Origin of the sequence: Paenarthrobacter sp. FR1 (assembly GCF_051106045.1) — a bacterium.
GTDB classification, from domain to species: domain Bacteria; phylum Actinomycetota; class Actinomycetes; order Actinomycetales; family Micrococcaceae; genus Arthrobacter; species Arthrobacter nitroguajacolicus_A.
In genome coordinates this window covers 447,731-462,847 of sequence record NZ_JBPFSF010000002.1, presented here as the reverse complement: position 1 = coordinate 462,847, position 15,117 = coordinate 447,731, and the positions used below count along the sequence as shown (strand labels likewise).

Below are 15,117 nucleotides of genomic sequence, written 5' to 3'. Positions count from 1 at the left end.
CTGCAACACTGGTCTCCAACACGCTACGCCGCCTTCACCAAGGGAAGTTCGTCCCAGTTGGTGGTGTAGCGGGGGCTGAGCATGTCGCGTTTCATGGACCAGTCCGGTCCGCCCTTGATTCCGGCATGCCCCAGTCCGATGGAGCCACGGCCGTACCGCTTGCTGACGCTCTCCAGCAGGGTGCCAATGCCCCGTTCCTCGTGCCGGTTCTCGAAGATCTCCAAGGGTTTCTGGTTGCCGCTGGGACGGAGGTCGGTGACCATAATCCCGGCTTTGGCGTAGCGCACACCTTCCTGGATTCTGGGTACCAGCGCGTGCGCGGCCCGGGTCAGCAACACCGGATCCGAGGTGGGCATGGGCAATATGACGTTCACTGTGGGGAAGGATTTATCGTTCGGGTTGTAGACGGACGTCGCTGCAAAGGCTGTCAGCAGCTTTGCCTGGAGATCATGCTTGGCCAACCTGGCACTTGCCATCTGCCCGTAGACGCTGAGTACCTGCCGCAGCTGGGCCGCCGTCGTAATCGGTGTGGAAAAGGAGCGGGAGAAGATCAATTGGTCCCGTCCGATCCGTTCCTCTTCCATGGGGATGCAAGGCGTGCCCTGCAGCTCCAGGACGGTGCGCATCATGACAATGGAGAACTTGTCCCGGAGGGCGACGGGATCCGCCCGAACCAGGTCCAGGATCGAGAAGATTCCCATTGCGTTCAGCCGCTTGGTGAGCCTGGTGGCCACGCCCCAGATCTCGATGACGGACAGCCGGGCCATGAGGGCTTCCCGCTGGGCTTCAGGAACCGAGTCCCAGCGGCACACGCCGTTGAAGGCGGGATTGTGCTTGGCCCATTTATTGGCCAGCTTGGCGAGGGTTTTGGTGCGTGCGATCCCGACGCATACCGGAACTCCCACGTGCCTGAAACAGGCAGCTTTGATGGTCCGTCCCAACTCCAGCAAATCCTCCGGCTGGCCCTTGACCCCCAGGAAGGCTTCGTCGATGGAGTAGACCTCCTGCCACGCCGAATAGCGCCGCAACAACTCCATGACCCGTGAGCTGATGTCTCCGTAAAGCTCGTAGTTGCTTGAGAGGGCAATGAGCCCCCATTCCTTGGCCCGTGGAGCCAGTTTGAACCAAGGTTCTCCCAACCCGATTCCAAGCCGCTTTGCCTCGGGCGACCTCGTGACAGCGCAGCCGTCGTTGTTGGAGAGGACGATCAGGGGCTTGCCTTCCAAGGCAGGATTGAAGGCCCGCTCCGCGGAGGCATAAAAGCAGTTGATATCCACGTGGGCGATCTCCTGCATCCGGTGCATGAGGGCTGGCTTGGACATCATTCTCCTTGGTGCGGCGCTAGCATGCGTGGCCTCATAATCGCGGGAGGACACGCGAGCTATTCGAAGATATATTCGAATAGTTCAACTGTACTGCCACCCACCGACACGAAAACATCCCGCCCTTCAGACTGTGGAAAAGTCCGGGGGACGGGATGTCCGTGCAAGGTCCAGCGCGGCTAGGAACCGACGCTGGCGTCTTTCTTATGCACCAGGTAAATGGCTCCGGTGGTGACGTCCTCTTCAAGTGCCTCCAAGGTGCGCCCGCGGGTTTCAGGAACCTGCGTATAGATGAAGATGAGGGCCAGGATGCCCACCACGCCGAAAAGGAAGAACGTGCCTGTAATGCCTACTCCAGCCACCAGCGTGGGGAAGAACAGGCCCAGCAGCGCATTGGCAATCCAGAGACAGAACACGGACAGGCCGATGGCGAACCCGCGGACGTGCAGCGGGAAGATCTCTGACAACATGACCCAGACGGCGATGTTCAAGAACGTTTGCATGGACCCGACGAACGCCACCACCAGGAAGAGGATCACGAACGGACGGGCAGCGTTTCCAACAGGAAGCACAATCGAGGCGATACCGATCAGGAAGTGGCAGACGGTGGTCAGAGTGAAACCCAGCAGCAGGGTGGTACGTCGATTGACGCGCTGCATGAGTGTCAGGGCAATCACGCCACCAACCACCGCAATCACGCCGGGTGCGATGTTGGCAATGAGGGCGGCATTTGAGTCAAAGCCGGCTTCCACCAGCACCGACTGGCCGTAGTACATGATCGAGTTGATGCCCGTCAGCTGCTGTGCCACACCCAAGCCAATGCCTACCAGGATGATGCGCAGGATCCACTTGTCCTTAAGGGCACCCCAGGATGTCGCCTTGGAAGCTCGCTCCTCGTCGGCAAGGTGCTTTACATCGGCCATCTCAGCCTCGGCGCGCTCAACGGAGCGAATGGTCTTCAGGACCACCAACGCTTCTTCCCAGCGCCCCTTCGAAATGAGCCAGCGCGGCGATTCAGGCATCCGCAGCATACCGAAGAACAAGGCAATGGCGGGCAGCGCAGCGACGGCGAGCATAATCCGCCAGACGCCGTCGAACTCTCCCCAGAGATTGCCGATGATGGCGTTGACCACGAACGCCGCGAGCTGGCCGATGACGATCATGAGCTCGTTGCGACCCGCCAGGGAACCGCGGATTTCGTAGGGCGCCAACTCGGCAAGGAAGACGGGAACCACCGTGGAGGCTCCGCCAACAGCCAGGCCGAGAATGACCCGCCCGAGAACCATGACTTCAAAGCTCGGCGCGAAGACGCAGGCAAGGGTTCCGGCAAGGAACAACACGGCCAGCAGGATGATGGTCTTCCGGCGGCCCCAGGAATCCGAAAGCCGACCGCCGCCCACCGCTCCGGCAGCGGCACCGAAGAGCAAGGAGCTGGTAACGATGCCCTCCGTTATCGGCGTGAGGCCAAGGTCGGCCGTCATTGGCCGCAGGGCGCCGTTGATGACACCAGTGTCGTAGCCGAACAGCAGGCCACCGAAGGTTGCAACCAGGGCGACGAGGCCCAGGCGCTTCCGGTGGGGACCGTTGGTCAGCGGCGGAAGAGCGACGCCATGGGCGCCTTCCCGCTGCGTTTGCGTAGCAGACATCAGGACTCCTTTGTCAGTGTGGTGCGAGTCATAATTACCCGCTCTGAATTTAGACTAACGCGCGAAAGGCTTAAATGTAAGGTCAAACTAACAAATGGCAAATTTTGCCCGTCTCCGCCATGGGAGGATGGAGGGCATGGCCCCCGACCGCCGACTCCGCCCCGCCACACAAAGTGATGTCGCCCGCGAGGTGGGCGTCTCCAGAACCCTCGTGTCTTTCGCCTTCCGCGGAGCACCCGGGGTCAGCGGCGAAACCAAGGAAGCAATTTTCGAGGCCGCCAGGCGTCTGGGATACCGGCCGAACGCAGTAGCCGCCGACCTGGCACGCAAGCACCGCTCCGCCGTCGGGCTGTACTTGATGGACATCCGTAACGAGGTCTACGCCGACATTCTCAGCGGCGTCCGCATGGCACTGCCCCAGGATGGCAACCGCCTGATCCTCAGCGTTTCCCGGTCGGTGGACGGCGTCGATGGAGGCGCGCTGGAGTCCCTGATCGAGGCTCGAGTGGGCATCATCATCGCCGCGACCCTCCTGGACCCGGACGAGCGCGTGCTTGAGCTGGCACAGATCGTGCCGCTGGTGAGTGTCACCCGGCCGGTGGCGGGCGTGGACAGCGTCTACTCGGACGATGTCGCCGGGGCGAGAGCCGCCACCGAGCACCTGCTCAGCCTGGGGCACCGGCGGGTGGCGCACCTTGCCGGGCCGATTTACGACGGACACATAGCCCGCCGGCAGAGTTATGAAAAGACCATGCGCGACGCCGGACTGAAGCCCCTAACGCTGGCTGCCGACGACTTCACGCAGGAGGCGGGGCAGCGGGCCGCGACCCTTCTCCTGACGCAGGCCGAGCGACCAACGGCAATTTTCACGCACAACGACCAACTGGCACTGGGCGCCCGGGAGGCCGCCTACGGCCTCGGCCTGGCCATCCCGCGCGACCTGTCCCTGGTGGGCTATGACAATTCCAGGACCGCAAAACTGCACGGCATCGACCTCACGTCCGTGGACCTCCATGCCATCGCCCTGGGCCAAGCAGCGGGAACAATAGCGTTGGAGCGGCTCAATGATCCCGAAGCACCTGTCGCAGACAAAAGGCTCACACCGGAATTGGTAGTCCGCGACTCGACAGCGCCGCCGGCACCCTAGATGTGATGGAGGCACGTGGTGGCAACGCCCCAGATGGTCAGCTCGGACAAGGCTGGCACCCGAATGTCCGGATACTTTGGATTCTCCGCCTGAAGGATGACCCCTGAGGGTGTGACGCGGAGCCTTTTGATGGTCAGCTCGCCATCAAGGACGGCCACGACGACGGATCCATCCTTGGGCTCCAGCGCCCGGTTGACGATCAACTCGTCGCCGTCACTGATACCCGCGCCTTCCATCGATTGCCCCGTCACCCTCACCACGAAAGTGCTGGTCACATCCTTGATCAAGTGCTCATTGAGGTCGATCCTGCCGTCAAAATAATCCTGGGCGGGCGACGGGTACCCCGCCGACACCGGAATGGGAGCCAGCAGTACCGACATCAAGGAAAAGCCCGCATCTATCACGCGGGGGCCGACTATCACGCCCACAACACACCTTTATTCGAATATATGTTCGATACTTGAGTGTACAGCGAATGACGGACATTGTTGCCGCGGCGTGTACCTGGGTTGCGAAGAGGTGTTCATGCCTTTCCGAACAGCGAGGCCTGCGATGGCCAGCACCTGTGCTATCAAACGCCGCAGCACCCCGTGACCGGAAGGCTATGGAGTGGCTCTGCTGCGCGGCTCCGCTCAGCGAAGGACGCGGTACCGCACGTGGGTGACCAGCCCAGTGCCGCTCACTTCCACAGGCTCAAGCGTCAGGTCCCCCACGCCGTCCAGCAGCCGCTCACCGCCACCGAGAATCATGGGTGAGATGTGAAGCCGCAGCTCGTCGATCAGCCCCGCCGCGAGAAATTGGCGCGCCGTCTGCGCTCCACCTGCGATGGCAACATCTTTGCCGCCGGCGGAATCCCGTGCGCGGTCCAGTGCAGCTTCGACTCCGTCCGTGACGAAATGGAAAGTTGTGCCGCCCTGCATCTCCAGCGGCTCACGTTCGTGATGAGTGAGGACGTAAACCGGTGCGTGATACGGCGGTTCTTCTCCCCACCATCCATGCCAATCGGCACCCCAGGGGCCGGGGCCGGGGCCCGCGAACATGTTCCGGCCCATGATGAACGCACCTGCGGCGAGGATCCCTTCGATCTCTGCGGCGTTGGTTTCCCGCTCCTCGAACTGCCAACGGTGCAAGCTTTCGCCGCGCTCGCCCAGCGGCTGCTCGAGGGACTGGTTGGGACCGGCAACGAACCCGTCCAGGGAAACCGTCAGATCGCAGGTGACTTGGCTCATGCGCCCATCCTGCCACCGTCGTCCCTGGCCGCATAGGAACCACTGCCTGGGAAGGTTCAATCGCTGAAGGTTATCGCCGGGGTCGAGCACCACATCCGCAACGCTTCGGCCCTATGCGCGGGATAGGACGGGTCCTACGCTGAACCTGTTCACATCCGCGAAGAGAGGGCGGCCATGGCACGGGATCCAAAACCCACGTTGGAGCAACTGAACATCCTCATCGGCGAGTGGGAAACGTCCATCCCGGGATTGGAAGCCCCCGGCCGGACCACCTTCGAATGGCTGGAAAACGGAGGCTTCCTCATCCAGCGTTCCACTGTCCAACGGCCGGAGTACCCCAACGCGGTGAGCATCATCGGCGCCACCGGCTCGGACGGTGCTTTCCAGCAGCATTATTTCGATTCCCGCGGCGTCGCACGGATCTACGACATGACGCTCAAGGACAACGAGTGGACCCTGTTCCGGGACGGACCGGACTGGCCCCAGCGCTTCGTTGGCCGTTTCAGCGCCGACGGCAACACCATCAACGCCCGGCTGGAACGGGGAACCTACCCTGGCGGCCCCTTGGAACACGACTTTGACATGGTGTACACCCGGATCAGCGCGCCCTGAGACTGCGGGTGCTTACTCCACCTCATTTACAGATCCCCTGCCCGGTGGGAACATAAGGCCCATAGTCCGCGGAGGCATCGCCCGGCCAAGCCCGGTACCCTCTGCAGCAGCTATGTTGTCAGCTCTCCTCTGAGAGGAACGGCCATGGGTCGTCTGGGGACCGGGAACAGTGGGGATGCAGGTTTTGAACCCGCTTCTGATCCGCCGCGCCGCAGCTCGACCGGCATCGAAAAGGTTGATGCTGTGGTGGTGGGTTCCGGCTTCGGCGGTTCGGTAGCGGCCCTTCGCCTGGCAGAGGCCGGCCAGTCCGTGGTCCTGATGGAGCGCGGCAAGCCGTACCCGCCCGGCAGTTTCGCGCGTACCCCGTCGGAGATGGGCAGAAACTTTTGGGACCCGGACCGCGGTTTGTACGGACTCTTCGACGCATGGACCTTCCGCGGCACCGAAGGCCTCGTTTCCAGTGGCCTCGGCGGCGGCTCGCTGATCTACGCCAACGTGCTGCTGCGCAAGGACGAGAAGTGGTTCGTCAACGAGTCACCCATTCCCGGCGGTGGCTACGAGAACTGGCCGTTCACCCGCGCGGACCTGGACCCCTACTACGACGCCGCCGAGGCCATGCTCCAACCGGTTCCGTACCCGTACAAGGACACGGCCAAGACCATGGCCATGGAGAAATCCGCCGCCAACCTCGGGCTCTCCATCACCCGGCCGCCCATCGCCGTGACGTTCTCGGCCACGCCAAACACAGAACCGCGTACCAACCAGGCGCTCCCGTTGCCCAGTTACGGCAGCATCCATGGCCCCACCACGGTCAGGACCACGTGCACGCTCAGCGGCGAATGCGACATCGGCTGCAACGCAGGCGCCAAAAACACCCTGGACCATAATTACGTGTCCGCGGCGGCGTTCAAGGGTGCGGATGTCCGAACCTTCCACGATGTCCGCGGCCTCCGGCCGCTGGACGGCGGAGGCTACGAAGTCCGCTACGTGGTCCACCATCCTGACCTGCAAGGCGAGCTCCTCACCGAACGCATCATCCATTGCCGCAGGCTCATCCTCGGTGCAGGCACGTTCGGCACCAACTTCCTCCTGCTCCGCAACCGTGGTTCCCTTCCCGCGCTCAGCGACGCCCTGGGAACCCGCTTCAGCGGCAACGGCGACCTCCTGACGTTCATCATGGGCGCCAAGACTCCCCCGGCCAACGGCTCGCGGCCGGGCGTGCGCACCCTCGCCGGGAGTAAGGGGCCGGTGATCACCACTGCCATCAGGGTTCCGGATTCGAACGACGACGACGGCGATGGTCGAGGCTACTACGTAGAGGACGCCGGGTATCCGGCCTTCATGAACTGGCTCATCGAAACGGCCCAGCTGGGAACCACCATCAAGCGCACTGCCAAGGTGGCAGGGCAGCTTTTCAAGGACAGGCTGTTCGACGCCGGCCGGTCCAACGTCTCCGCCGACCTCGCCGCTGCCTTGGGCGACGGCCGCTTGTCCTCCAGTTCCGTCCCATTGCTCGGGATGGGCCGGGACATTCCCGACGGCGTCATGACCCTACGCGACGGCAGGCTCGCCATCGCCTGGACCATGGCCACGTCCAAGGAGTACTTCGGCCGCGTCCGCGAAACGATGGAGTCGATCTCCAAGGACCTGGACGGCGACTTCATCGACAATCCGCTGTGGTGGGCAAAGCGTGTCATCACGGTCCATCCCATCGGCGGCGCGCCCTCCGGGCGACATCCTGGCGAGGCGGTCTGCGATTCCTACGGCGAGGTCTTCGGCTATCCCGGCCTGTTCGTGGTCGACGGCGCCGCGATGCCCGGGCCGGTTGGCGCCAACCCGTCCCTGACCATTGCAGCGTTTGCGGAGCGCACCTGCGCGCACATTCTGGAGGAGGCCGACCACGCCAGCCCCGAGGGAATCAGCACCAGGGAAATCAGTCCCCGCGATGCGGTAACAGTGGAGCAGGAGGCTGCTGGCGCCGTCGTCGACGTCGGTGCATCAGCTCCGCGCGCCCTGGCGCCGGACGCGACCAAAGGTAAGGGCGCGCAGGAGGAGCAGCCTGCGAGCGCCGTGGTTGATGCACCGACGCAGCGCGGCCGAGGTCTCGGGATGCCGGCCACAGCAACGAAGGACCCCACCTCGGTTCGCTTCACCGAGCAGATGCACGGTTGGTTCAGTCCTGGCGTCACCGACCCGGAGAAAGGGCGCAGCCTGGGCCGGGACCGGTCGCGGAAGGTCATGTTCGAGCTGACCATCACTGCGGAGGACATCGACGCTTTTGCCGCGGATCCGAGCCACCCTGCCACGGCGGAAGGCTACGTGCTGGCGGATTACTTCGGAGGACGGATGCCGGTGGAACGGGGATGGTTCAACCTGTTCGTCACGGATACCTCCAGCGACGGCAGGCCGGCAAGGCGCATGCTGTACCGCTTGTGGCTGCGGGACCCGGGCGGGACGCCGTTCACGTTCACGGGCCACAAGCTCATCCACAACGAGGCCGGCTTTGACCTGTGGCCGGACACCACCACGCTGTACGCGACCATCCTGCGGGGACACGTGCCGCCCCCGGAAAAGGCCCTTGCAACGGCCGATACAACGCCCGATTCAGCGCAGACACAACAGCAGGACGGGGTGGTCGGCGCCGGGATCCTCTACATCCGGCCGCTCGACTTCGCCAAGCAGCTAACCACGTTCCGCGCAGAAGGACCCGCCCCTGCAGCGGGTCTGGTGACCTTCGGCAGACTGTTCGGGGGCGAGCTGTGGCAGGTTTACGGACGGGCCCTCAAGCGCGTCCCGTTCCCGCTCAAGCCGAAGCGATGAAAACCCGGGAGCTCGCGGAACACCACGCTGTCCTGGGTTTCACTCCCCAGGCGGCGGTCCGCTGGCTCTCACCGAGGTCGTTGGCCAGGACGGCGTTGAAGGTGATGGCAGCCACCGTGTTCGCCGATTTTGGTGACAAGCGTGAGCTGGAGGGCAGCTTCCCTTCGGATCCCCTGCGTCTGGACAAGCTGCCTGTCCCGGGCCAACCGGCGCAACCGGTGGTGAGCAGTCGCGGTCTTCCACGTCCCGGAGAACTGGAGGGGCACGCCCCTGTAACTCCCACCGAGTTGTGGCTCGATTTCACGGCTGACCTCGGCGACGGCTTTGACGCCACCTACACTATGGCCTCGTTGCTGGCTGAGGAGTCGCTCACCGTTGAAGGACACAGACTCCCCCGTGGCAAGGTACTGGTCCTCGGAGGCGACGAGGTCTACCCGGTAGCCTCTCCGGCTGCGTACGAGGATCGGATGGCGGGTCCGTACCGGATGGCGTTGCCGGCGCGTTCGCTGCGCCCCGACGAACAACCCATCATGCTGGCCCTCCCCGGCAACCACGACTGGTACGACGGACTGACCTCGTTCATCCGGATGTTCACGCGGCAACGGAGCATCGGGGGGTGGCGGACCATCCAGACGCGCAGCTACTTCGCCGTACGGCTGACGGGCCAGTCCCCGGGGAACGGCCGGACAGGCACGCCCGGCTGGTGGCTGGTAGGCCTCGACAGCCAACTGGGCCAATACATCGACGAGCCACAACTGGACTACTTCTACCGGAACGTCACCTTGCTGCTACAGCCCGGCGACGCGATCATCCTCTGCGTCGCCGCTCCCTTCTGGGTCAAGGGCAGCAAGGAATTCAGCCAGGTCAACTTCTTCGAGCAGGACTACCTCCGCCGTCGCTTCGACCCCCACACGCAACTGTTCGAAGACACCGGCGCCAGCGTCCGACTCTGGCTCACCGGCGACCTCCACCACTACTCCCGGTACTCGCAGCCAAGCCAGCCAGGCCAGCAACCGCAGGCAGCACCCAGTCCGGGCAGCACCCACTTGATCACCTGCGGACTGGGCGGCGCCTACCTGTCGGAAACGCACTGGCTCCCGAAAGACATCACCCTTCCCGCCCACGCCGCAGCTCCGGGGGCTACCTCGAGCAACCACAAAAAGCCCACCGACAAAGCCCGGCACATCACCCGCATGCCCACCACGTTCCCCGGCCAAAGTGACTCCCGGCTGCTCGGCCCCCAGCTGGCCAACCCCTTCTCGCAGTATTGGTTGCCTGTGCGCAACCCTGGGATAGGGGTGTCTCTCGGCGTCGTGCACGTCATCGCGGCCCTCACTCTGTGGACGGTCTTCAGTGCCTTCCGCGGGGAGCCGTTCGTGGACAGCCTGCGCAGCGTGCGGACAGGGAATACCCTCTTGCTCCTGGGCGCCCTGATCCTCGCCATGCCCGTTCTGCTCGCCCTGCTGGCGATCATCGCCCGGGTTCTCGGGCTGGCCACGGCAGGACTCGTCGTGTTCATGCGCGGCCTGCTCTACCAACTGTCCGCGCTCGCGGTGAGTGCCGCCGTCGTGATTCTGGTTCCCTGGCCGGACGGCTGGCCCGGCGTCGTGGTCCTGCTCCTGGCGCTTGCGCTGGTGTATCTGGGCGGGTGGGCGCTTGGCAGTGAGGCTTTTGCCCTGTTCATCCTGGCTACGCCCACGGGCGAGGTGTCGTCGTGGAAAATGTCCGGGCAAGCCATCGAGGACCACAAGGGCTTCCTCCGCATGCACCTCGGCTCCGACGGCGACCTCACGGTGTACCCGCTGATGGTGGACACGGTCTGCCGCGACTGGCGGCTGGCGAAGAACGACGACGGCGCGCGGCTGGTTCCGGAAGCCGGCCTGCCCGCCATGCGGCTGCTTGAAGAACCCATCACCATCGCACGGAAAGGCACCACACCATGATCATCACCCGTGCCGAGCACCGGACCGAGGTCATCCCGATCCGTGCCCGGGACAACACACCACTGAGCCTGGTCCACGTCACGTCACCCCTGGAGCCCACCAAAGGACCGGTGATACTGGTCCATGGCTCCGGCGTCAGGGCTGAGCTGTTCCGGCCCCCCGTCCGGACCACGATCGTCGATGTCCTCCTGGAGGACGGGTGGGACGTGTGGATGCTGAACTGGCGCGCCTCCATCGACCTCGATCCCCTGTCCTGGACGCTCGCGGACGCCGCCGTGTACGACCATCCCGCCGCCGTCGAACACGTCCTGAACGCTACGGACGCGGAGACCATGAAAGCCGTGATCCACTGCCAGGGATCCACGTCGTTCACCATGTCCGCCGTCGCCGGACTGCTTCCCCAAGTGGACACCATCGTGTCCAACGCGGTGTCCCTGCACCCGGTGGTGCCCGCGTTCTCACGCCTCAAAATCGACTACCTGACACCCGTGGTGAAAGCCTTCACCCCCTACCTGTCGCCCTCGTGGGGCTACAAGTCGCAGGGCTACTTCACCCGTGCCATCCGAGGGCTGGTGAAAGCCACCCACCACGAGTGCGACAACACCGTCTGCAAAATGGTCAGTTTCACCTATGGCAGCGGTCGGCCGGCCCTGTGGGCTCACGAAAACCTCGACGACGCCACTCACCAATGGCTCAGCGGCGAGTTCGCGGAGGTGCCGGTGACGTTCTTCGAGGAGATGGGCCGCAGCATCAAAGCCGGACACATGGTGGCCGCCGGCGACCATCCGGAACTACCGGACAACTTTGTAGCCGATGCTCCGCAGACCGATGCCCGGTTCGCCTTTATCGCCGGCCTCGACAACCGGTGTTTCCTTCCCGAAAGCCAGCAACGAACCTACGAGTTCTTCCAGCAACACCGCCCCGGCAAAGACTCGCTGCACCTCATTCCCGGTTACGGCCACCTGGACGTTTTCTTTGGCGACCACGCGTGGCAGGACACCTTCCCGGTCATTGTGCAGGAGCTCAACGGAACCCAAAAAACCGCCACCGACCAGGAGCTGCACTCATGAAAACCCTCACCGAGCTGGTCACCCCCTTACTCAAGCTCATCCCTTCGCCGGTTCCACGGAGACAGGAACGGCTCCGCGGGCAGCATGCGCTGGCGGACGGGATCAAGTACGTAATGCCCGTCAATTCCGACGATTCCCCTGTACTGATGGCCGCTTTCCCCATCAACAAACGCGCCGCTGCGGCGGCATTGCCGGGATCCGAGATGCGGCCGTTCAGCCTGGGCGGCAAGGGACTGCTGGTGGTCACGGTGGTCAACTACAAATCCACGGACATTGGCAAGTACATCGAATACTCCCTGGCCATCGCCATCACCCACGGCAGCAGGCCAGCCCCACCCATCCTGCCGCTGATATTCCAGAAGACCTTCAAACTCGGCCAGTTCGTGGTGGACCTGCCCGTCAGTTCGGAAATCTCCGTCAAAGGCGGCAAGGGCATCTGGGGCATGCCCAAACACCAAGCCAACCTCGACTTCGTGGTTACGGACTCCACAGTGTCCGCGCAATACGACAAGGACGGTGAGCTGGGCTGCTACATCGAAATCGAACGGCCGGAACCCCTCGCGCTCCCCCTCAAGCTCGCCGCGTCCAACTACTGCGTCTTCCGGAACATGCTCTGGAAATCGGACATCTACTTCGAAGCCACCGGGGACATCGCCCTCGGAGCACAGGCGAAGGCCCGTCTCATCCTGGGTGACGCACCCGGCGTCGGACCTTTGAAGAAACTGCAGGTCGAAGACAAACCGGTGTTCACTGCCTGGCTGCCACAGGCGCACGGCGTGCTGGACGACCACTACGAGGCCTGGTTCCTCACGGCTCCGTCGGAAGCCGAGGCCGGGGCCCTCAGGGGCGGGGACATGCTGGACAGCGTCGTCAGTCTGGGGCAGGGGCAGGAATGGCTCGCCCCACCGGACCGTAGCCGCGTGCCGGGGGCCGCCACAGCCACTGGCCACGCTTCCGGGGGTGCCCAATGAACTGGCTGCTCCTGATCAACGCCCTCTATTTCCTGTTCGGTGCCACCATGTACGTGGGCACCATGTGGGTCCTCAAGTTCTTCCTCTACCCCACTTGGGAATCCTTGGCGCGCGACAACGTGGACATGCACTTCGGCATCCCCACCCGGGCGGCCACCAAATTCTTCACCATCGTGGTGCCCATCATGTTTATCTCCGGCGGCATTCTGGTGTGGTCCGAATGGGGCACCGTCCGAGTCATCCCCGCCATCATCTGCCTGGTGGGAATCATCGTGCTCACCTGGGTGGGCCAAGGCATCATCATCCCCATCAACGTCCGGATCCGTGGCGGTGACTTCGCCGACGACACCGAACTCCGTTCCCTGCTGAAGCGATGGATGATGCTCAACGACATCCGCTTCTACGTCTCCACCCTGACCTGGGCAGCCATGGTGTGGCTACTGGTGGACCGCGGGCGCCTCTTGGAGTCCTTCGCATGACCGCCCAGCAGCCAGCCCAACCGGGTCATCCAGCACGCTCACAGAAAACACACCCTCCCGGAACCGTGGCGTGGGCCCTCGCCGACCCCCTCCGGGCCGTCCTCGCCGTTATCGCCATCATCACCGTCCTCACCGGTGCCGTACAGGTCCCTTTCGGCGGCCCGATCCTCCAGCTCCTCGGCGCCGAACCAACCCCCGAAACCCGCCAACTCTTCGGCACTGTGGGCATGTTCATGGTGGTGGTAGGCGGACTGCTCCTCCACACCCTCCTCAACGCCGTGCCCTCCCCCGAAGTAGTGCTGTGGTCCGGGGTACAGAAAACAGGGGCGTTCGGGGCAGTAGGGATAGGGGTCCTCAACGGCGTCTTCTCACCCCTGGCGTTGCTGGTCGCCTTCTTTGACCTCGCGACGGCGGTGCTCCTGTTCATCTACTGGCGTCGGACCAGCTCGGAGCCAGTCAGCACCGGGCTGGCCACAGGAAACACGCCGTGAAACGGTCCCTGGTCCTGGCCGGCGGTGGAATGCGCGTGGCGTGGCAGGCCGGTGTGATGAAAGCGCTCGCCGAGGAAGGCCTGGAATTTCACCACGTCGATGGCACGTCTGGCGGCATTCTCACGGCCGGGATGCTGCTTTCCGGGGTATCACCGGAGGAGATGTGCACGCGCTGGTCAGGCGTGAACGTCAAGGACTTCGGATCGGCCCTGCCCCTTGGCGACTACGTCAAGGGCCCGTGGGCACTCCCCGCGGTGGGCGATGCCGACGGCATCCTCGCCAAAGTCTTTCCCACCTTGGGAATTGACGACGCCACCATCCGTGCGCACGCGGCGGAACCTGACGCCGTCGAAGGCTCCTTCAACGTGGTGGAGTTCATCGGCAAGAAGTGCCACGCCATAGACGCCACCGGCATCGACGCTGAGTTGATGGCCGCTGGTATGTCGTTGCCTATTTTCCTCACGCCACTGCGCCGCGACGGAAAGATCTGGACGGACGCCGTCTGGGTACGCGACGCCAACGTTGCCGAAGCCCTGCGCCGCGGTGCCGATGAAGTGTGGCTGATCTGGTGCATCGGCAATTCCCCTTACTGGGGGGACGGACCGCTTGAGCAGTACGTGCACATGATCGAGATGAGTGCCATGGGTGCGTTGTTGGCGGACTTCGAGGCAGCCGCCGCTGCTGGGCGTGAGTTTGTGTTGCACGTGGTCCGGCCCAAGCATCCGCTTCCTTTGGATCCGGAGTTCTACCTGGGAAGGATCGACGCCGACACGCTGATTGGCATGGGCTACCGCGATGCCCGCGCGTATCTGGAATCAATGACTCCGGCCGGGGTCGCCAAGGATTCCGGCTGCACCGCCATGACAGAGCCCGCTCCCGGAGTTCGTTTCACCGACGTCCTGACCGGCGTCGTGGACGGTGAACCCCTGCGGTTCCGGGCCGCCGTCGTGATGCCTTCCGTACCCGGTCCTGAACTGCCGCAGGTCACCGGCTACCTTGAACACCCGCGCTTCGGCCGGGTGTTCCTGGCGAACGGCCAGGTGGAGGCCAACGGTGACGACGTCGCGTACCGTGCCAGGATCAAGCTCGACGGCGGGTGGCAGGACCTGACTGTGACGCGCACCTTGCGGGACGACCCCGGTCCGGATGCCTGGGCGGACTCCAGGATTGCACTGCTGAAGGCCGGTGATTTGTCTGCGGAACTCACTATGAGCCTGGCGGACGCCGCCGGACTCTTGGCTTCCATTGAGCCGGTGGGCGCCCACGGTTTCGTGGACAGGGCAGCGGCGGTGGCGGGCTTCGCTGGAAACGGGTTCCGCGAACTCCTGCGCCGTTACTGAATCCCCGGCCGGCTGTTGGTCCACCACAGTGTGACGCACGTTATTAC

At 63.9% G+C, this 15,117-nt stretch carries 13 protein-coding genes; 9 read left to right on the top strand and 4 right to left on the bottom strand.

Features of this window, described 5'->3' with window-relative positions; translation table 11 throughout:
* Positions 1 to 23: 23 nt before the first annotated feature.
* Both ACR30Z_RS06805 and ACR30Z_RS06800 read right to left on the bottom strand, forming a co-directional pair.
* A complete protein-coding gene (locus tag ACR30Z_RS06805) occupies positions 24 to 1,322 on the bottom strand; it encodes a Y-family DNA polymerase (RefSeq protein WP_434371749.1) in 1,299 nt (432 codons plus the stop codon).
* Positions 1,323 to 1,501: 179 nt separating this feature from the next.
* Entirely contained in the window at positions 1,502 to 2,968 is a 1,467-nt protein-coding gene (locus ACR30Z_RS06800) for a sugar porter family MFS transporter (RefSeq protein ID WP_434371712.1), read from the bottom strand.
* 136 nt (positions 2,969 to 3,104) lie between these two features.
* Here ACR30Z_RS06800 and ACR30Z_RS06795 point away from each other — a divergent pair, with 136 nt between their 5' ends.
* Positions 3,105 to 4,115 (top strand): LacI family DNA-binding transcriptional regulator, encoded by a 1,011-nt coding sequence (locus ACR30Z_RS06795; protein WP_434371710.1) that lies wholly within the window; start codon positions 3,105 to 3,107, stop codon positions 4,113 to 4,115.
* On the opposite strand, the gene ACR30Z_RS06790 is transcribed toward ACR30Z_RS06795, so the two are convergent.
* Positions 4,112 to 4,543: a LexA family protein gene (locus ACR30Z_RS06790; protein WP_144653182.1), complete on the bottom strand. Its 432-nt coding sequence runs from the start codon at positions 4,541 to 4,543 to the stop codon at positions 4,112 to 4,114. The two genes, ACR30Z_RS06795 and ACR30Z_RS06790, sit on opposite strands and share 4 nt — an antisense overlap.
* A gap of 204 nt (positions 4,544 to 4,747) precedes the next feature.
* A complete protein-coding gene (locus ACR30Z_RS06785) occupies positions 4,748 to 5,344 on the bottom strand; it encodes a dihydrofolate reductase family protein (RefSeq protein WP_434371708.1) in 597 nt (198 codons plus the stop codon).
* A 174-nt stretch (positions 5,345 to 5,518) separates the two neighbouring features.
* Between ACR30Z_RS06785 and ACR30Z_RS06780 the strand changes: the two genes are divergently transcribed.
* From ACR30Z_RS06780 to ACR30Z_RS06745, 8 genes are all read left to right on the top strand, one after another.
* The gene (locus ACR30Z_RS06780) at positions 5,519 to 5,956 is read left to right on the top strand and encodes a hypothetical protein (protein WP_144653180.1); all 438 of its coding nucleotides are present in this window, start codon (positions 5,519 to 5,521) and stop codon (positions 5,954 to 5,956) included.
* Positions 5,957 to 6,100: 144 nt separating this feature from the next.
* On the top strand, positions 6,101 to 8,776 hold the full coding sequence (locus ACR30Z_RS06775) for a GMC oxidoreductase (RefSeq protein WP_434371706.1): 2,676 nt from the start codon (positions 6,101 to 6,103) through the stop codon (positions 8,774 to 8,776).
* Positions 8,773 to 10,719 (top strand): hypothetical protein, encoded by a 1,947-nt coding sequence (locus ACR30Z_RS06770; protein ID WP_434371704.1) that lies wholly within the window; start codon positions 8,773 to 8,775, stop codon positions 10,717 to 10,719. The genes ACR30Z_RS06775 and ACR30Z_RS06770 overlap by 4 nt, the downstream gene beginning before the upstream one ends.
* Positions 10,716 to 11,789 (top strand): esterase, encoded by a 1,074-nt coding sequence (locus tag ACR30Z_RS06765; RefSeq protein WP_434371703.1) that lies wholly within the window; start codon positions 10,716 to 10,718, stop codon positions 11,787 to 11,789. Before ACR30Z_RS06770 ends, ACR30Z_RS06765 begins: the two co-directional genes overlap by 4 nt.
* Positions 11,786 to 12,760: an acetoacetate decarboxylase family protein gene (locus tag ACR30Z_RS06760; RefSeq protein WP_434371702.1), complete on the top strand. Its 975-nt coding sequence runs from the start codon at positions 11,786 to 11,788 to the stop codon at positions 12,758 to 12,760. Before ACR30Z_RS06765 ends, ACR30Z_RS06760 begins: the two co-directional genes overlap by 4 nt.
* Positions 12,757 to 13,239: a DUF1772 domain-containing protein gene (locus ACR30Z_RS06755; RefSeq protein ID WP_144653175.1), complete on the top strand. Its 483-nt coding sequence runs from the start codon at positions 12,757 to 12,759 to the stop codon at positions 13,237 to 13,239. Before ACR30Z_RS06760 ends, ACR30Z_RS06755 begins: the two co-directional genes overlap by 4 nt.
* The gene (locus ACR30Z_RS06750; RefSeq protein WP_434371701.1) at positions 13,236 to 13,730 is read left to right on the top strand and encodes a hypothetical protein; all 495 of its coding nucleotides are present in this window, start codon (positions 13,236 to 13,238) and stop codon (positions 13,728 to 13,730) included. The genes ACR30Z_RS06755 and ACR30Z_RS06750 overlap by 4 nt, the downstream gene beginning before the upstream one ends.
* A complete protein-coding gene (locus ACR30Z_RS06745; RefSeq protein WP_434371700.1) occupies positions 13,727 to 15,070 on the top strand; it encodes a patatin-like phospholipase family protein in 1,344 nt (447 codons plus the stop codon). The genes ACR30Z_RS06750 and ACR30Z_RS06745 overlap by 4 nt, the downstream gene beginning before the upstream one ends.
* Positions 15,071 to 15,117: the final 47 nt, after the last annotated feature.